This window comes from Leptolyngbya sp. GB1-A1 (assembly GCF_039962475.1).
Taxonomy (GTDB): domain Bacteria; phylum Cyanobacteriota; class Cyanobacteriia; order Elainellales; family Elainellaceae; genus Leptolyngbya_A.
Genome location: NZ_JAMPLI010000017.1, coordinates 1 through 18,692, shown reverse-complemented (window position 1 = coordinate 18,692; position 18,692 = coordinate 1). Strand labels below are relative to the sequence as shown.

The window sequence follows — 18,692 nt, the reverse complement described above, 5'->3', positions numbered from 1 at the left end:
GGAACCGGACATGATTCAGGATAGAACCGGGCTTGATTCAGGATAGTCTGCTAAATACACCAAAGCTTTAAACCGTAGTTCAACCAGTTGGTCATACAAGGGATTGAGTTTGCACAAAGGGGGAATGTGAACCAAAGGGCGATCGAAGAACTTGATGGTTCGTTCAAAAGGACACTGCGCCGGAATGACTTTGCATATCCAGTGCGCCATCTCATGATTGCGGATTTCAACCGATTCGAGTTGTTGACGGAGTGCAGCGAGAAGATTGAGGTGGTTGATTGTGAAGCGTTTCATATTGATGTTCCTCCAGAGCACTGTGAGTCGTTGGGATAACTTGAAGTCTGTTTCTTGCTATCTGAATCTAAATTAGCGAGGGAAGCGTTCCGAAAGCGTTCTCAAAACGTTCCGACCCTGATTAACTCACACGACTCTGTGATTTCTGGCATTCTGTAACTTCTGGCGCAGAGTTTCTCAACAGGAATCGATGGCTCGGCTTTAGGTCGGCAAGCGACTCGTACCCATTCAAACCGCAGCCTGAGATTAAAGGCATTGCTGAATGGAAATCGGATTTGCGGATAGGGAGTTTTGCGCTAGTGGTCGTTTGCAAATCACCCTTACAGAATTCACCTGTCGGAGCAGCAATGCCAGCTTAAAACGCCAGCTTAAAATTATTCAGAAACTACAAGCAACGGGAGAAACTTGCGAATTAATCCGATCGCCACAGCAGGAAGTTCCAGGTGGGGGGTGAGCCTGGTGTCGTCTACAGATTGAAAGGCGCGAATTGCAGATGGGTTAAGTTTGGCAAAACGCTGTCCTAATTCAGGGCTGGTGTACTCGGTCGGCATTCCGTAGATCAAAGCGGTGGGTGTCACGAGCTGGGGAATGAACTGTGCCAAATCAAAACTCAAATCGCCGCGTACAAACGCCAGTGCCGCATATTCTGCATTGGGCTGCTGAGCAGACTGGAGGTAAGCTTCGACAATTTCTGGATAAACCCGATCGCTTTTGCCAAATTGCCGCTGTTCTAGAAAACTGCGAATTCCAAACGCGGTCGCAACCCCTGCACTGTAGAAGAGGCGATCGAGGAGCGGCGTTTTAATAAGTTGGGCAAAGAAATTGTCTTGATAGTTCTGCTCAAAATCATTCAATCCCGCCGCCGTCACCAGGATCAGGGATTTGAACAAATCGGGATGTTGCACCGCAGCCCGTACCGTAAACGCAGCCGTTAAACCCGATGCAATCACCGTGATCGGCTCAGTGCAACTCTGTTTGATAAACTCCACGATCGTTTGCACATAATCCTCAACGCGATAATTGCGAGCCGGATGATCAGAACGTCCCCAGCCAATCAAATCAGGTGCGAGAATCCGGTAGTCTGCGGCAAAAGCAGGATACACTTTTGACCATTCATAGGCAGAGGAACCGCCGCCGAGCGCATGAAGAAATACCAGCGTTTCTGGGTTAGTATTCCCTGTGTTCCACAGCTTGTCCTCAGCTGTGTAATACGCGATTTTTCCCAGAGAAGTGACGATCGATTGCTGACCAAAACCCATTGGTATAAACATCGTTTGAGCCTCTGATAAATGAGCATCTAATCTTTGAGCGGCTCATGTCCCCAGTTTTTCAGCGAGGATCGCCAGCGAGTAGGTTCAATCTTGCCAGACGGTTTTTGCGCCGAGAGACGATGAATATAGCCCATGACACGACGCACCTGGTGATTATCCAGTGTTATCCATATGATGTGCCATGCTACTTCTCTTCTGCCTTCTTAACGTCTTTCCGATGGCGGATCGCAGTGCTATCCCCAAGCCCTTAACGTGTTAAAGACGGATTGAATTTAAGAAAATCGCGATCGTGGTTTAGCTGCTGCTAAAGGAAAAAAGGTTTGCGTTTGAGTTAATCGATCGAGGAATTTGCGTCAATGCAGTGAGTTCAGGTTCACAGACATTTATTGCTGAGATGGATTGCTAAATTGATTGCTGAGAAAAGGCATATTTTCAGGGAATGCGGCAAAGCCAGTCATTGAAGCGATAAGACTCTGAACGTGGTAGAAGCTCCCTGGTTGCTGTCGCGCTACTGAGTGAAGGTGGTAGCGATCGAATTTCTAATGCAGGATCGAAGTTAGCGCTTGATGAAAACCTGAGTGAAATAGAATTCGCCCTGATTATTTTGAGCGACTCCAACTCCAGTCAGGTTGTAGTCCCCCATAATGTTTTGAAAATGCCCCGGACTCTTGAGCCATCCATTCACGATTTGAGCCGTCGGATTGCTGAAGCCTTGATTGAAGGCAACATTTTCGGCTGAGGCACGCAAAGGAATCGAGTTTCTAATCGTTAGCACCCGGCTGCTAAAACCGTCATGACTTAAAGCACGGAGATCTGCCATCGATTGGCTGTGCTGCCTAGCCTGTTGGGTAATTGTGCTGTTCAACCTCATCGAAGATAACCCTTGCTGCTGGCGATACTGGTTAATCTTCTGGAAGACCGATCGCTCTAAGGTTGCTAAAGCTGTAGAGGCGGCTCGCTTGATACTCCGAGGAAACGTCTGAGGAAGCGCGTACCTCTCCGCCGAAAGTCCTCCGAACTCGCTTGCTCCACCAGAGCGAACAGGCTGGAAATCGAGCGACCGCTTCGTAGATCCTCCTAAAGATAGTGGTGATCGAGTTGTAGAACGCGACATGCTATTCATGTAGAACTACCTCCAAGCAGGTCTAGATTGCAGCCTCTACACTACTAGGCTTTATCGGAGGTGGATGTGACAGCGATCGATGACGAATGCTGCGAAATGTGTTGGCGGTACAAAAATCGATCGTTTTTGATTGAAAAACAGGACTTGTTGCACAATGCAGCAAGACGCTCCTTTCCAGCCAGATTGGGCAAAAAGCAAAGCAAACCGCGCGTACGGACGTAATTTTGCGGAGATTTGCGATCGTTTGGGCGAAAATCTCCTTTGTTGCAGGCTTTCTGATGCGATGATCAGGCTGTCCGGCTAACTAAAATCCTGCTTAAGCGTCGTTTGGAAATCGATCTATTGGAATTATCAGAATCCGTTATTGAAATCATCAGAATTGATTAATAGTTCTTCCCCTGCTCATCCACAAAGCACCACAGCCATTGTTCCCCCAGCTCTGCCGAACTAATTACAGAATGTCCCGTTTCCTTGTAGTGATGACGGGCGTGCTGATTCTTAGAGGAATCACAGCACAGCATCTTCCCGCAGGTCTGGCAAATTCGCAAATGAACCCACCGATCGCCTACCCGAACGCACTCCTCGCACTGAAAGGTAGGATAGTTAGATTTTGGGATCAGGTTTTCTACAGTCAATTCATTCAAATGTTGACAGGGCATTGGATTACCGGGGGGTAGATAAGTTGAGAGCGTATCTTCAATCTTGTTCACCCATGATAGTCTCATCGTGCAGGATAGAGACACTCTATTTATGTTTTTGCGACACAGCCCAATGGCTTGCTGCACTATTATTTCCTTTAAAGAACGCATAAAAATAAAAATACAGAATCGGAATCCTTCATCAGTGATCTCAATCAGTGCCCTTTCCGGAAGGTTGACTGACACACTGGAATCAGATGATCATCTAGAAGGATGTTTAAACAGTCGCAAGTGTCCTACATCGCCCCGCTATTTCCCTTTCTGTTCCCCATCTGGGTGCATTTTGAATCCCTAAAGCGAGCGATGTTCTCCCCGAGCCTGGAGGTTCAGGGGGCAATTTGGGCGATAGCCACAACTTTTCAAACGTCCTCTACGTCCTATTTCTAGTTGTCGCGATCGATTCGGCGTAAGTCAAAAAATTACTGTTATGTCAAACCAGAACAGCGGACAGTGGCAGGCTGGGGACACAATCCTGGATCTGTATCGGGTCATCGGAATTCTGTATCAGGATGAGTTTGGCGAGGTCTACCGGGCGCGGCATCTGGGCTGGAATATCGATTTGTCAATTCATCGTCTCAAGCCGAGGGCGATCGCAGCGATCGGTGGAATCGAGGCCTTGAAGCAAACCGCCGATGCCTGGGTAGGCTTGGGGCTGCATCCCCATGTGGCAAACGCCTACTATCTACGGTGGGTGAATGAGCCGTCCGGTGAGCAGCCATTGATGTTTACCGAGTTTGGGAGTGACGGAACCCTGCATCAGTGGATTCAAAATTGGCGGCTTTACGAGCAGAGCGCACTGCTTCGTCGCATTCTAGACATCGCCATTCAGCTTGCCTGGGGACTGCAAACCCTGCACGATCAGGGCTTAATCCACCAGAATCTAACCCCTGCAACTGTCTTAATGGCTGGCGATGGCATTGCCAAGATCACTCAGGTTGGGCTAGCCGAGGCTCCCCCAGGTTATCAATCGCCCGAACAGATCAATCAGACCGGCTTAACTTCCCAAACTGACCTTTGGGGTTGGGGGTTGACGCTGCTGGAAATGTTTACAGGCAAACCCATTGGGTCGTCGGGTCTGGGGGCAGTTCAGGTGCTCGATCGCTATCTAGAAGGCATGACCTCTGGCATTCCCCGGATGCCTGCGCCCGTAGCAGAACTGCTGCGTCGATGCTTCCAGAATGCTCCAGATCTGCGTCCTGGGAGCCTGCGGGAGGTCGCCAATCAGATGCAAGCAATTTACCAAACGGTGACAGGGACACTCTACCCGCGTCAGGAGCCGTCTCCATTGCGAAGTGCCGATTCGTACAACAACTGGGCACTGGCACTGGTGGATCTGGATCAGGGTGCAGAAGCCCTTCAGCGTTGGGACGAAGCCCTCACCCTTCAGCCGCAGCACCTCAATTCAATCTACAACCGAGGAATAATGCTTTGGCGATCGGGCAAAATAAGCGATCGCGATTTGCTGAACCAGCTCGAAGCGAACCGTCCTTCTCCTGAAGATGGGCACAGCAAGTATTTTCTGGGGTTAGTGCATTGGGAGCGGGGCGACTATGACACTGCACTTCGGCTCCTAGAAGAAGTTCAGGCGCAGGGCATCCACACGGATACTTTATCGCCGCTGCTGGCACAACTCCGGGAAAAATGTCCCCAGGCGAAGCAGCTATTGCCAGAGTTTCGCGATCGCGTTATGGAATACCAGCAAGGCACTAGTCGTTGGGTATCGTCGATCGCACTGAGTCCCACCGGACTGTATGCGGTATCGGGCGGCTCGGATCGCCTGATTCGGATCTGGGAGGTTCCCAGCGGTCGCTGCGTTTGTACCTTTCGGAGACACCGAGGACAGGTGACTGCCGTATCGCTTAATTCCGACGGTAGCCAGCTTTTATCGGGCAGCGAAGACCAAACAATCAAACTTTGGAATATTGCTTCTAATAGCCTTCAGTTCACGTTTGGCGGGGTCGAACGCGTTCGCTTTCGGGATAAAATTCGTCGCCTGTTGAATCCATCGCCGCCTACTAGCAGCAGCAATGGGCACAAAGGTACGATACGGGCGATCGCCTTTAGCCCCGATCGACGCAACATTTTGTCGGGTGCAGATGATTCAGCTCTGAAGCTTTGGGATGTAAACTCGGGCAGATGCCTGCAAACGCTACGGGGGCACCGGGCGCGGGTGTTTGCGGTGGCGTTTGATCCAACCGGACGCGAAGCTATTTCTGCCAGCAATGACCAAACGATTAAACTCTGGAATCTGACAACGGGGCAGGTGCTTCAGACGTTGAAGGGACATCAGCAGCTCACAGCGATTGCCCTTAGTTCTAGTGGACGCTATGTGCTGGCAGGCGATACCTCGATCAAGCTGTGGGATCTCTCGACGGGGCAGGTGGTGCGAACGTTTGACGACCCAGGGGTGCAGGCGATCGCCTTTAGTCCCAACGAGCGATATCTCTTGTCAGGCAGCCAGGATGGGCGACTGCGAATTTGGGAGGTCGAGTCGGGGCGATGTCTGCGGACCTTTGAACCGCATGAATCGGAAATTTACGCGATCGCGCTCAGTTCGGACGGTCGCTATGCCTTGTCTACGGATCGCGACAGCCTGAAGCTCTGGGCAGTTCACCTGAATGCCCCCGCTGATTTTGCCCCTCTGTCGCTGTCGCAAATGTTGCCTGCGGCGGTAGTTCTGACGGGCGATCGTCGCTATGAGGAGGAAATTACCCAGGCGGAGTCAGCTCTGAAACGCGGCGATGCCCCTGCGGCAGCTCAGCATTTGCGCGCAGCACGCTCCGGCTACCCACGGGGCATAGAAGCAGTGCAGGCATGGTTAAAGCTTTATTTCGACTTACCGCGCCAATCTCTCCGCGAGATCTGGGAGCAGACAACCCTGGACGGGCACACGGCTTCAGTACGGGCAGTTGCCTTTCAACCCAATGGACAGTCCATCCTTTCTAGCAGTGTCAATCGCACCCTTAAACGCTGGGATGTAGAAACGGAACGCTGTCTGCTCAACTTTGAAGGACATCAGAGTATTGCAGAGGCGATCGCCCTCAGTTCAGACGGAACCCAGATGCTATCGGGCAACGCCGATGGAACAGTGACGCTCTGGGATGTGAACTCAGGCGAAAGACTCCGAACGCTGACCGGACATCAGGGCACAGTGCGGGCGGTTGCCTTTCATCCTCAGGGACGCTATGCCGTGTCAGGCAGTGACGATCGCACGGTGAGACTTTGGGACACCGCAACCGGACGCTGTCTGCGAACCTTGACCTACCACACCGATCGCGTCACCGCAGTGGCAGTTAGTGCGGACGGACAATCGCTGCTGTCAGGTGGGGCGGATAAAACCGTAGTTTTGGCGGAATTGGCAACCGGTGAAGTGCTGCGAACCCTGGAGGGACATCGTGCGATCGTGTCTTCTGTCGCGATTGGTCCCGATGGACGAATGGCACTGTCAGGCAGCGATGATTGGACGCTGAAGCTGTGGAACCTGGCAACTGGAGACTGTGTGCGAACGCTGAGCGGACATATTGAGGCAGTGAAATCAGTTGCCTTTAGCCCTGATGGTCGCTTTGCCGCATCGGGCAGTGACGATCGCACGGTGAAACTGTGGAACTTGGCAACCGGAGACGCTGTACAAACGTTGACCGGGCATACGGAAAGGGTTCAGTCGGTCACCTTTAGTCCTGATAGTCGCTTTGTCGCATCGGGCAGTGACGATCGCACAATAAAACTGTGGCTACTGGACTGGGAATTGAACAATCGATCGCCTGCCGATTGGGACGAGGGCGCAAGTCCTTATCTAGATATCTTCTTGAGGCTACATACGCCGCCTCGTGCGACGCTGCCCGATTTGCGCGAACCCAGTCCCGAAGACGTTAGGCAAGCCCTCACCCCGTATGGAACGCCTGCCTGGGGAGAAGCCGACTTTAACCAGTTGATGCGGCTACTTCAGCAGGTGGGCTATGGCTGGCTGCGGCCAGAGGGGGTTCGCGAGCAGTTAACAAGCCGCACTCGATCTGCCACTGTATCTGCTTCACCGGCGGCTTTACCGGGAGCCTTACCGGGAGCTATACCAGAGAGCTTACGGAGGGCTGTGGCATCTCCGGATTCAACCGCGTTTGCGACGGCATTTGCGACGGAGTTCGCGACCTCACTGGGTACGACCTTCACAGAGCTGGAGACAACCGCTAAGGTCATTCTGACGGTGACAGAAGGGGTTTTGAAAGGGCAGAAGTTTAGCTTTCGCGATCGCACCGTTTGTATTGTCGGTCGGGCAAAGGACTGTCACTTGCCACTGCCCAACGACGAAAATCACAAAACGGTTTCCCGCTACCACTGCCTACTAGACATTAATCCGCCCTCGGTCAGCATTCGCGATCTGGGCAGCCTGCACGGCACTTATGTCAATGGTCAAATTATTGGACGGCGAAATCCCGACCAATCTCCGGAGGAGGGAATGCAGATTCGTTCTTCCGGGCATCACTTGCGGCAGGGAGACGAAATCAAACTTGGCAAAACCGTCTTTAAAGTTGCGATCGAAGGCGTGAATCCAATAGCTGCTGCAAATCGAGCTGTCTTTCATGAAACGGGCGTGGGTCAAACCGCAATTTTGGATCAGAAAACCGTAAGCGATCGTTCGGCGTTGAATCATTTAGGTCACTCGTCTAGTGCTGCACCGCTCCCTGAAATTGCAGGCTACAAGATCTTGCATCGGCTTGATGCCTCGGAAGTGGGAACAGTTTCACGCCACCCCGATCACGTTTCGATTTATGAAGCACAGCAGCTGCAAACCGATAAAGCGGTCACGCTAAAACTTTTTCAGCCCGAGAAAACGGTTCCGCTTTCGGCGATCGATACATTTTTGCGATCGGTCAATGCGCTGAAATCGCTTCAGCATCCCAACCTGCTTCGCCTTCAGGAAATTGGCATTGCCAGTGAAGCTTTCTTTTTTGCCTATGACTCGTTTGAGGGAAAGAGCGTTGCCGATCGGGTTCGGCAGCAGGGAAAGCTTTTGCCCCGCGAAGCGATTGAGATTGTCCTGCAAGCTCTGGAGGGGTTAACTTACGCCCATCAGGCAACTTTCCCAGATCAATCACCCGATCAACCTCAAAGCAGGATTCATGGACGGCTCACACCCAGCAATCTGCTGCTTACCCCAGACCAGGGCGTCAAAATCTCTGACTATGGAATTGCCACTGCGATTGCACAAGCCGGACTCGGCGATTTCTCTGCCGCAAATGCAGCCGCTTTTATGCCGCGCCAGCAGGCGATCGATTTCAAAGCGACCCAACCTGAACTTGATCTGTGGGCGATCGCTGCTTGCCTTTACTATATGTTGACGGGGACATTCCCCCGCGACTTTAAAGGCGAAGATCCGTATCTGGTACTGCTGCAAACCAGTCCTGTGCCAATTCGCCAGCGCGAAGCCGGAATTCCCAAAGCACTTGCGGAATTGATCGATCTGGCACTCGTCGATAATCCCGCAATTTACTTCAAGAATGCAGCCGTCTTTCAACAGGCGATCGCTTCTGTGTCAATTGACTAGTATTGCTGCATCGGGAATCCAGAATTGAGTTTGGCAAACATTGATCAGCCCCCTAAGAGCAGCCCGCTAAATAGATCATCGCTGGCAACAGGGGGCTTTAAGCATTCGGACAGATTTGTCGATTCCTGTTCAAACGGCGATCTGGTTCGCCCCCTCGCGGGTGAATGCTGGGGGGAACCGAGCCACTCCTGCTCACGCTCAAAGTCCCCTAATATTGGGGAATTGAGGCTGTGAAGCCTGGAGCGTTTGCAGAATCAGCTTGTAGATACCCCGTTTGTGGATAGACAGTTTGTAGATACTCAGTAGCCCTTGCTGGAGAACTTCGATCGTTCAGAAAGTCCCACAAGTGAAGGACAGCGTCACTGTTTAGCGGCATTTGCCCGGAGGGGCGATCGACTCTGGGTTCTAACCCTTCTCACCGGCGATTCAAGCTGGGCTCCAAAAGGCGACATGTCAAAAGTATACTGACCGATCGATCGACCCAGCTCCAAGCCAGCCACATTGGCTGACTTCACATGGATGCCTCCATAAATCCGGCTCATGCCCGCTTCATCTGCTGCCTGCTTAAAGCTGGTGAATGAACGGACGACACCCGGCAATCCAATCGAGGTTGTGCTAAAGCTGGTATTGTCGCCAAACAGAGAGGTAAGAATCGTGGATGCGGCACCGCTAAACGTGCTGTGTCCTGAAACGTAATCTGGAAAGGGAGGAGTCGGGATGAGCGGAGTCCAGAAGGGGTCTGCGATCGTGGCATCATTGCCATCTTGATCTGCCAGTCGAATTGCGGTTACAGGACGCCAGTTGTCATAAAGATACTTGGCATCCCAGGCAGCAATGCCAGCATCTGCTTGAGCACAATTCAGCAGGGCGAACAGCCGAGCATTTTCAGCCAGCGTATTCTTTTTGATGACAGCCAGCTGTTCGGCAACCAGATTCCAGTGTCCCGGTGGGGTAAACGTGCCTGCACTATCTGCCCAGAACAAAGCAGACTCCGTCTGGTCGGCGGTGCGGCTGGTGCTGTTTTCACTGCCTATCGCTTGCACTTGATTCATCTCTGCTGCATATTCAGCACTGCTCAAGGCAGGAGGAGGATTATTCAACAACACAGAACGGAACTGAGAGCCGCTTTGAAGCGTAAATGGCGTAACTTTGCCCCAGTGAGGCAGAACGGCTGGCGCGAAGGCGGGGGGTGTGGGCCGCCAGCGACCCGGTTCCAGAGTGGGGTTATAAGGAACGGGAACGCGTGAGCCGTCGTTACTTCGCTTTTCCAGCATGCGGTCTGCAACGAGTTGACCTAGCGCGATTCCTCTGGTTTTTGCCTGACCGTTGGTAATCTCGGCTAACGACATCTCAAGCTGTTCTTCCAACAGTGCGGATTGAGTGGGATATAGATTCAGCAGAATTCGGTGGGCTGCCGCTGCCACTGCGGCTTCTCGCGAAACGGGCTGTGAAAAATCGATATTGACTGCATCAAACATCGCGGCATGGAGGATTGCCATGTTGCAAGATGCGATCGGAGGAGAACTTTTCGTTGCCACGATCGCATTCAAAATCGTTGCGTTCCAGTCCACTACTACATCCGTTCCAGAGGCAGAAACCCGCTCGTAGGCTGCATTGTTGGTTTCATTGATCTCGGAAATGGTTTTTCCAGAATCAATATCGACAATGAGATAATAAGCTCCCGGTGCGACCCCAGCCGGATTCGTGAAGTTAAAGGTAAATTTTCGCGTGTTGCCTGCCTGAATCTGAACATTGCCCCGATCTACGCTGTCTAACAGCTGATCGCTTGCATCAAGAACAAGGTCAGGAGAGGCATAGATATCGACCATCAGCGATCCTGAAGCTTTAGCCTTGCCCCGATTGGTGATATCTACCTTAATTTTTCCTTTGTCATCCTTCCTTCGGGGGTCGATCGCTTTTGGCATGGTCACGTCATCCACCACCCCAATTAAATCAGCACGACTGCTGACTGCAGCGTGACTGCGATTCACCCGCGCGGAGCCAGGGCGATTCCGTCCCACCAGCGCATCTTCTGCTGCAATACCCGTCAAGCCATCTTGATTGTTGTGCGTCTGCGAATTAGGCGATGTTGGCTTATTCTTATTTTTTGAACCTCTGAACTCTGCCGATCGGCTATCCATTCCTGAGCTTCGATCGTCATTCAAGCCTTCCGCATCTTTTTGGAAAACCAAATCAAAAGTCGATTGTTTTTTATTGTTTGAAGTATTATTTTGAGTGTGACCGAGCTTGTTTCCGGGAGCGTGACTGAAAGTTTCACCGGAGTAAAGAGCCGACCGAGCGCGAGTTGCCCGATGCAGAGAAGATTCTCCGAAATCTCCTGACGGTCCAAATTCTCTGGCTAAATCAACTGCACCAGAAGCCAGTAAGGCTGTAGAGTCTTCCATTCTAAACCTCAAACTTTTAGCAGGTTCCTATGTCTTTACACCGGTTCTTTCTTAAAAACCGAAGGATTTTCGTACCGGATCATCAAATTTGCTCAAAATTGCGGTCGATCGCCGGAATACCGTCAGTTTTTGGCTCAGGGCAACCCAGTTTCTAGATCCAGAAACTTCAGATGCAGAAACTTCCCCCCTCCCATGCCTTACTAGGCGGAAGCGGCTGTAAAGATTGGAGATCAAACCCCTGAGCGAATCCCAAAAAATAACTCGATAATTTCTACAAACGCCAAATCTTAATTGCTTTGTCTCGGCTACCGCTAATTAATGTTTTTCCATCCGGGCTAAGTGCAAGCGATAAAACCCAATCCTGATGTCCAGGCAGCGTGTTTAGCAATGCTCCGGTCTGCAAATTCCAAAGCTTGATCGTGTTGTCTTCGTGGCTACTGACCAATGTTGTTCCATCCGGGCTAACAACCAGCGATCGAACAAAGCCTGACTGCTCTGGCAGAGTCTGTACCACTTTCCCAGTTTTGAGATTCCAAATCAAGGTTTCATCCGTTCCTCCTGTGATCAATATTTGCCCATCAGGACTCATCGCAACCGATTCCACTGCACCCGCATGTTGATCGAGCGTATGAACCCGTTTCTCTGTTTCTAAACTCCAGACTCTAATGGTTTGATCTTCACTGCCCGCCGCTAAAAGTTTTCCATCAGGGCTAATTGCAACGGACTTAACTGGCTGTGAATGACCTTCAAAGTCACACAAAAGTTCCCCGGTTTTTGTATTCCAGACAGAAACGGTCGTAGCGTAATTGCCTGACGCAAGCATTTTTCCATCTGGACTAAAAGCAACAGAGGAAACCCAATCGGGATGATTAAGGGTATGTATCAGCTTTCCAGTGTTGAGATCCCAAAGCCGAACGGTATTGTCTCGACTCCCCGTGGCAAGCATCCCTCCATCGCGGCTAATGGTAACCGCCACCACCTCGGCAGTATGTCCTGAAAAAGTTTGGAGCAATGCGCCAGTCTGCGAATCCCACAGCTTCACAGTATTATCCTCGCTGCCGCTCACAAAGGTTTTGCCATCGGGGCTCATGGCGATCGCATCAACTGCCCCTCGATGGACCGCTAACGTGTTCGCAAGGGTAAATAAAGATGAATTTTGGAGTGAATTCTGGGACGAATTCTGAGATGAACCCTGGGACGAACTCGGCGGCTGTGCAGGCAAAAATTGAGTTGTGAGGGCTCTACTGCTGGGAATCGCTTGAAACCGCCAATATCCATATCCCGCAAAGGTAGATGCCAGCGTTACTCCCACAAGCGCCCAGCGATTGACAAAACGGTTTAGAGAAAGAAGCAATTGCCAGCGACGAGCGATACTGGTGCTTACGATGCTCGTACGTGTGGCACCTGTACTTGTGACACCTGTACCTGTGGCACCTGTACCTGTGGCACCTGTACTAGATTTTATGATGGAATCACCTAAGGCAGTTGGGAATGGCTCTACCGGGTCAGGAAGCGTGCTAGGAAGCGTGCCAGGAACTGTAGCCGGGTCATAAATTACGGTTTCCTCCGAAACAACACCCTGTAAAACAACATCCTGTAACTGTCGCAGGTCAAATAATACTTCCTCAACAGATTTGTAGCGATCGATGAAATGGGTTCGAACCATCTTATCGACAACATCACCAAACTCCTGACTCACCTGAGTCTGTTCTCGCCAAATCACCTCACCGGTCTCAAAGTCTTCTTGCAGCTCATGCGGCGGTAAACCCGTGAGTGCCTGCACTGCCACCATCCCTACCGCATAAATATCGCTGTTAAAGCGAGGCTTACCCCCCTGCTGTTCGTTTGGCATATAGCCAGGTGTGCCAATGGCGATCGTGACGCTGGTTTGCCCTTTTGCTTGCAGGTGAACGACCTCGGTGCTAATTTGTTTGACCGCGCCAAAGTCAATCAGTACAATCCTGCCGTCTTCTTGTCGCCTAATCAAATTACGCGGTTTAATATCCCGGTGAATCACGCCCTGCCGATGCACAAACTGAAGCACACTGAGGATGTCGCTGATCATCGCAATCACTTCTGCCTCACTCAGCCGCTTGCTGTAGGCTAGCTCGTGGCTCAGGTCGTGTCCTTCAACAAATTCTTGGACTAAATAAAATTCCTCATCCTCTTCAAAATGGGCAAGCAGACGGGGAATTCGATCGCTTCTGCGACCCAACTCATATAGAGTTGTGGCTTCCGCATTGAATAGACGCCTCACGGTCTTTAAAGTTGCCGTGTCCGGTGATTTTGACTTCAGCCGCTTCACAACGCAGCGAGGAACCGTAGGAAGCTGCTTGTCTACAGCGAGATAAGTATCGCTAAATCCTCCCCCACCTAACCGCTGGATGATTGAATAGCGTCCACTCAGTGTTTTGCCAATCATGATTGTTATGTAGCTTACAGAATCGAGTCTGATTATTCTACGGTCACTATATTGATGCTCACCCTAATAATTTCAGCAATATAATATCAGTTCTAAAGTGGGTTCTTACCTCCGGATAAACCCAAAAGAATATATCTTCCATATTGCTGTCTTATGCAAGAAGTCACAAGCTCTTCATTTTAATTTCAGTTGGAAAATACGCTTCCTTCAGTAGTCAGTCCGACGATCGATGTTATCAATAACACATTTCTTCTAATCTACCTTTCGACAGATGGCTTGAAGGATTACAAACCGAGATTAGAATTCAAATGCGATTCAATCGATTCCTGCACAAGACCTAAACAATAGAACGTATTCCGATAGCAAACCTGAACAATCAAGGGAACACTGACAGAACAACGGGGGTAAAGCTTCGGATTAACTGTATCGATAATCACAGAGGCTTTTTTTGATACAGTGTTACAAATATTAGGTATTGTATCAAGAAAGAGATTGAAGGCGACCAACGAAAAAACCTGCTTTTGCAGGCAGAGCCGATCGACTTCCCTGGATTGCGGCTACGAGCGATTTTGTCGCGCCAAGCGCGTTCAGTTGAACCTAGAGCGATTGCCCTCGGAAACTTCAATTCTCTGTTCATTCACCCAGCGATTGTCTTCGGACAAGCGATTGTCTTCAGACAACAGTACCGCGATCGCACACCAATGTCATCAGGCCCACCAACGCGACCCAAAGCCATTTGCGAAGCGATGAAGCGGTTAATGTCTGAATTGTCTCGCACTATACCAGCGCCAAAATCCGTTTCGATTGTACCGGGAGCGATCGTATTCAGCGTAACTTGTCTTGTCCCAATTCCTTCGCCCTATACCGGGTTAACACCTCGATCGCGCCCTTCGCGCTAGCATAACCGGCATAGCTTGGGCAAGGTACTGCTTTGCTGCCCAGTGCTTCGATCGCCGAGACGACTACTTTGGCTTCCACTTCATTTCTGTGATCCGTGACGATCGCACCCGTTCCTTTTTTTGCCAGTGCCAGAGCAGTATTTTTGCCCAGTCCTCGACTTGGTCCTGTAATCTAAGCAATTTGGCGTTGCAGGATGGAGGGAGGAATTAGATGCCTTTAATCTGGCAGGTTAGTTGCAGAATCTGTCGGCATACCAATTTGCTCGGTGTCAGGTAACACTCCTTGTAGCGAATCGCTGCTGTTTGCAGGAATATCTGGATTGTTATGGAGATTGACAGCCCCCTTCTCAGCTGAAGGTTCGACAGTAGAAAAGGCTCCCATTTCGCCGGAAGCATCAGCCGTTTTCGCATCTCCTGTTCCAGGTGCACTTGAGAAATTGGTAGCGATCGGAGCACTGATTGGATCGCCCTCCGGTTGTCTACCACCGACTTCTACACGAGCGTCCAGCATTGCACTCCCCTGCATATTTTGAGCAGTTAATGGCTGAGACTGCGCGGATGCAACAACTGCTTGATCAGGATTGACGGCTTGATCAGATAGGGATGGGTCACTCATGAGTTTCTCCTCGCATAGGAACTGCAAAGTGGTTATTGAAAGCGGTTAATGGATGTATCGATTATCAGCTTCATCTGACATGCTTTGGGAAGCTTCGATCGTCTCCTCATCTGGATTAGCAGCATCTTCTGGAGGCGGGTGATCTGTGGAAGGGATATTAGTGGGATAGGATCAGAAGCGACCTCTTCCAACACTGTTTCATCGTTATGGCTTGTACTCTCCGTTATGATTCACGATTTTCTTCAACATTCATGTCTACAATCAATCTTCAATTTGGATTTTCAATTTGGCTTGTAAAGCGATCGTGAACCGCGCAAGTACAGCGTTTAAACTCATTAACTGAGGCTATTAAAAAGCTTCATCAGTTTCTTAGGGCTTTTGCATTAACAGAGTATTTATATAAATATCTCCACTAAAGCGATTTAATACGCTTATCGCATCAAGTCTTTTCCGATTTATTAACGATTTTAATTATTAAAGCGCCATCTTGACAAGGTTGCTTCATCCAAAATAGCGAAGCTTATGTATTCATAAGGGAGTGCCTTAAATTAAAAAATCATGTAAGCACAAAACCATATAATTTGCCCAACGAAAGGAAATTGGTTAAATGTTTAGTTCTGCTGCTGCAATTCTTTTTGAATTCATCAGTGCGTCACTGCATTTGGAAATACTGCTCTATAACGTGCCAACAGTGGCAGCTCAAGTTTAACTTGTGGTAGAAGTCAATAGGCGTATATGATTTCTGTCATTTCTGCTGGTTGTACATTCGTTGAATCCGCTTGATGCCCCATTACCTGCTCCAAAATTTCCTCTGCCAGCGCTATGAATTCCTGAGATTTGCGTTGGCGGGGACGTGGCAGCGTTACAGGCATATCTACCGTAATCTGACCATGTTCGATCAGGAGAACGCGATCGCCCAGCATCACTGCTTCATCCACATCATGAAGTAATTAGAAAAATAGAAAATCGGTGTTCCTGCCAGATTCGTTCAATTAGTCGCTGCATTTCAATCCGGTCAGGGCATCGAGGGTCCCCAAGGATTCATCGAGCATGAGCAGAGAATATGATCTGAACAAGAGCCATTTTATGGAGAGACATTTGTAAGTTCAGCCACAGACGCTTGATGTTGCTCAATCCAATCTTCTGCCCACTGAAACTGCACCCCAGCCCGGCGGGCAGCGGTTTCATCTTCTGAGCGATCGCCCACATACCAAGTATTTTGAGGGCTATGCTTGTACCGCGCCATCGCCAGTTTCAGCATTCCTGGGCCGGGTTTACTGTACTGCCCCGACCACTTGCTTTGACTATGGTTGTGGAAGTTGTGACGAGTCACGCGAAAACATCGTCTGCCTTCAAAACCGGGACAGAAGTAGATTTCTTTAAGCTGCGGGAAGAGTTGCAGGGTGTACTGTTGCTCTGCAATGCATTCTTGAATTGATTTATGTCCTGCTGCAACACCTCCTTGATTGGTGATGCCCACAATGTCCATTCATCAAAATAAGAACTAAGCGCAGCGTCAGCCCCCTCGATCGCCTGCTGATCCTGAGGATGCTGAAAGTATTGCTGCCCGCTAAGGGGTTCTCAAAGTGTACCGTCGAGGTCTACCAGGAGTAGGGACATCGTTTTGCATCGGTAAAATCATTGTACGACCATCCTATGCAAGGAACAGTTTCCCTTCCCTCATACTAATGGTATGACTGTGAAGACGATCACCCCACCTTCAGAATGAGCTACTGATAAAGTTGTTATATTATTCAAACCACTCTAGCCTTGTTTGCCTAAAAGGGTGAGGTTATAAACTGGAGGGAAAGGTGCCTGGAACTTCTGCGGCTTTGAGTTTATAGGGTTGATGCGAAGCCGTTTCTCCTCCGGGATGATCGAGTGGTTCGACTGCGCTTGTATTGTCAATGTGGATCACAGCATCAAATTGAGCTGGAAGTTGAGCCTGAAAATAATGGCTTCTTCGCTCGGTTCGAGGTGAATAAATCACGCCGATCGCCCGTTCGAGTCGCGGTTGTCGCAGCCCTGCAACAGCTGAATTTTGATCGCGCAGGTCGAGCCAGAATTGCGGCAATTCAACCTGGTGCAAAATCGTTTCGTAGCTTTCCGGTAGAGCCGGACGCAACTGCTTAAATTTTGGCGGATCACCCCAGTGAGAGGCAGCCGCAACTGTACCGCTGTAAGTGGTGAACCCGACTAAGAAGGCATCTTGTCCATAGCGTTCTCGCACCAGTTGCCCCAGGTTCCACTCCCCTAACTTCTTCATGTCGGTTGCCCGTGCATCTCCCAAGTGAGAATTGTGTGCCCAGACGACAACCTTGGGCAGTTTGCCCTGTCGTTCTAGATGAGCCGCCAAATGGTCTAATGTCTCTGCCATGTGACGATCGCGCACATTCCAGGAACTTACTCGACGTTGAAACATTGAACGGTAATAGGCTTCTGCATTTTTGACTAAACGAGCATTCTGTTCAGCATCAAAAAATTCGTCTTCTGCTACGTTGCCATCAGGTTGGGCATATTCTTCCCGACGACGCTGCAATTCCATTAACTGATTTACAGCTTCATCTTCACAAGGAGCGTTTAAACCAGAGGTCGCCGCATACCCATAGCTTTCTGAATCCTCGCCCGCATGGTCAAAGCAGGAATAGCGATGACGAGCTTGTTTTGCCGCTTCGGGGTCAACCTGCTCCAGATAAGTCAACACCGCTTCCATTGAAGCAAACATGCTGTAGAGATCGAGCCCGTAGAAGCCCACTTTTGCCCCATAATCAGGCAAGGTATCGTTGTGCTGACGTAACCAGGTCACGAAATTGAGCACATCAGTATTTCGCCACATCCATAGCGGAAAGTCATCGAGATCGTCTAGTGCTTCTCTTGCCGTTGTATCTTTGCTAATGCCCCGAACAAAGCGATCGACCCGGTCAGCATTGGGAAAATCCGCTTCCACTGCCACTGCGATAAAGCCCTTCTCCTGAATCAGGCGTTTTGTAATTTCTGCTCGCTGCTGATAAAACTCATGAGTTCCATGAGATGCTTCTCCAATCAGCACAAATCGAGCATCCCCGATCGCTTTCAGCAAAGCATCATAGTCTTGGGCTGACCCGGTTAAGGGATACGCAGCTTGCTGAATAGCATCGACTAAACTAGCAATTCCCTCTTGCGACATGATTCTCAACCTCCGGTTGCTATAACTCCATCATGCTGAAATACGCTTGTTCAGGTATCGACCAAACGCCATATTGAGCGCTGGTAACAGCACCCCCGCCAGTCCTAAATCTTGTAATGGTTGAGAATGGTTTGGGAGATAATCTCATACGGAATCCGGATAGTAAAGTAACACTATTTTATGCCTGCCTCCACCAGTGAAATAGCGTGTGCTGACGAATGACTTCCGGCATGGCTGCAAGGATGTTACAACGAGAGGC

The 18,692-nt window shown here is 50.1% G+C and carries 10 protein-coding genes and 2 pseudogenes; 1 reads left to right on the top strand and 11 read right to left on the bottom strand.

The window, feature by feature from the left end; genetic code table 11:
• Window positions 1–15 precede the first annotated feature (15 nt).
• The 4 genes from NDI45_RS16710 to NDI45_RS16695 all read right to left on the bottom strand — a co-directional run bounded on the left by NDI45_RS16710 (window position 16) and on the right by NDI45_RS16695 (window position 3,347).
• On the bottom strand, window positions 16–294 hold the full coding sequence (locus NDI45_RS16710) for a Mo-dependent nitrogenase C-terminal domain-containing protein (RefSeq protein ID WP_190792417.1): 279 nt from the start codon (window positions 292–294) through the stop codon (window positions 16–18).
• A gap of 374 nt (window positions 295–668) precedes the next feature.
• A complete protein-coding gene (locus tag NDI45_RS16705; protein ID WP_348247996.1) occupies window positions 669–1,565 on the bottom strand; it encodes an alpha/beta hydrolase in 897 nt (298 codons plus the stop codon).
• Window positions 1,566–2,121: 556 nt separating this feature from the next.
• A complete protein-coding gene (locus NDI45_RS16700) occupies window positions 2,122–2,688 on the bottom strand; it encodes a CAP domain-containing protein (protein WP_190792415.1) in 567 nt (188 codons plus the stop codon).
• A gap of 383 nt (window positions 2,689–3,071) precedes the next feature.
• The gene (locus NDI45_RS16695; protein ID WP_348248051.1) at window positions 3,072–3,347 is read right to left on the bottom strand and encodes a UBP-type zinc finger domain-containing protein; all 276 of its coding nucleotides are present in this window, start codon (window positions 3,345–3,347) and stop codon (window positions 3,072–3,074) included.
• Between the two features lie 466 nt (window positions 3,348–3,813).
• Here NDI45_RS16695 and NDI45_RS16690 point away from each other — a divergent pair, with 466 nt between their 5' ends.
• Window positions 3,814–8,925: a protein kinase gene (locus NDI45_RS16690; RefSeq protein WP_348247995.1), complete on the top strand. Its 5,112-nt coding sequence runs from the start codon at window positions 3,814–3,816 to the stop codon at window positions 8,923–8,925.
• A 359-nt stretch (window positions 8,926–9,284) separates the two neighbouring features.
• Here the strand turns inward: NDI45_RS16690 and NDI45_RS16685 are convergent, their stop codons facing one another.
• The 7 genes and pseudogenes from NDI45_RS16685 to NDI45_RS16655 form a co-directional block, all read right to left on the bottom strand.
• A complete protein-coding gene (locus NDI45_RS16685; protein ID WP_348247994.1) occupies window positions 9,285–11,330 on the bottom strand; it encodes a CARDB domain-containing protein in 2,046 nt (681 codons plus the stop codon).
• Between the two features lie 271 nt (window positions 11,331–11,601).
• Window positions 11,602–13,752: a serine/threonine-protein kinase gene (locus NDI45_RS16680; RefSeq protein WP_348247993.1), complete on the bottom strand. Its 2,151-nt coding sequence runs from the start codon at window positions 13,750–13,752 to the stop codon at window positions 11,602–11,604.
• Between the two features lie 587 nt (window positions 13,753–14,339).
• Window positions 14,340–14,823: pseudogene (locus NDI45_RS16675) on the bottom strand (SDR family oxidoreductase).
• Window positions 14,824–14,868: 45 nt separating this feature from the next.
• Complete coding sequence (locus NDI45_RS16670) at window positions 14,869–15,267, bottom strand: hypothetical protein (protein WP_190792411.1); 399 nt, start codon at window positions 15,265–15,267, stop codon at window positions 14,869–14,871.
• 722 nt (window positions 15,268–15,989) lie between these two features.
• Window positions 15,990–16,325, bottom strand: a pseudogene (gene ssuB, locus NDI45_RS16665) (aliphatic sulfonate ABC transporter ATP-binding protein); the annotation flags it as partial.
• Window positions 16,326–16,351: 26 nt separating this feature from the next.
• Window positions 16,352–16,756 carry an HAD hydrolase-like protein gene (locus tag NDI45_RS16660; protein ID WP_348247992.1) on the bottom strand — a complete coding sequence of 135 codons (405 nt, stop codon included), beginning with the start codon at window positions 16,754–16,756 and terminating at the stop codon, window positions 16,352–16,354.
• Between the two features lie 303 nt (window positions 16,757–17,059).
• Window positions 17,060–18,433, bottom strand: a complete 1,374-nt coding sequence (locus NDI45_RS16655; protein WP_348247991.1) for an erythromycin esterase family protein — start codon at window positions 18,431–18,433, stop codon at window positions 17,060–17,062.
• Window positions 18,434–18,692 lie beyond the last annotated feature (259 nt).

Coding starts and splice junctions, on each gene's coding strand:
- NDI45_RS16710 (WP_190792417.1), bottom strand. CDS start 294: ATGAAACGCTTCACAATCAACCACCTCAATCTTCTCGCTGCACTCCGT.
- NDI45_RS16705 (WP_348247996.1), bottom strand. CDS start 1,565: ATGTTTATACCAATGGGTTTTGGTCAGCAATCGATCGTCACTTCTCTG.
- NDI45_RS16700 (WP_190792415.1), bottom strand. CDS start 2,688: ATGAATAGCATGTCGCGTTCTACAACTCGATCACCACTATCTTTAGGA.
- NDI45_RS16695 (WP_348248051.1), bottom strand. CDS start 3,347: ATGCCCTGTCAACATTTGAATGAATTGACTGTAGAAAACCTGATCCCA.
- NDI45_RS16690 (WP_348247995.1), top strand. CDS start 3,814: ATGTCAAACCAGAACAGCGGACAGTGGCAGGCTGGGGACACAATCCTG.
- NDI45_RS16685 (WP_348247994.1), bottom strand. CDS start 11,330: ATGGAAGACTCTACAGCCTTACTGGCTTCTGGTGCAGTTGATTTAGCC.
- NDI45_RS16680 (WP_348247993.1), bottom strand. CDS start 13,752: ATGATTGGCAAAACACTGAGTGGACGCTATTCAATCATCCAGCGGTTA.
- NDI45_RS16670 (WP_190792411.1), bottom strand. CDS start 15,267: ATGAGTGACCCATCCCTATCTGATCAAGCCGTCAATCCTGATCAAGCA.
- NDI45_RS16660 (WP_348247992.1), bottom strand. CDS start 16,756: ATGGACATTGTGGGCATCACCAATCAAGGAGGTGTTGCAGCAGGACAT.
- NDI45_RS16655 (WP_348247991.1), bottom strand. CDS start 18,433: ATGTCGCAAGAGGGAATTGCTAGTTTAGTCGATGCTATTCAGCAAGCT.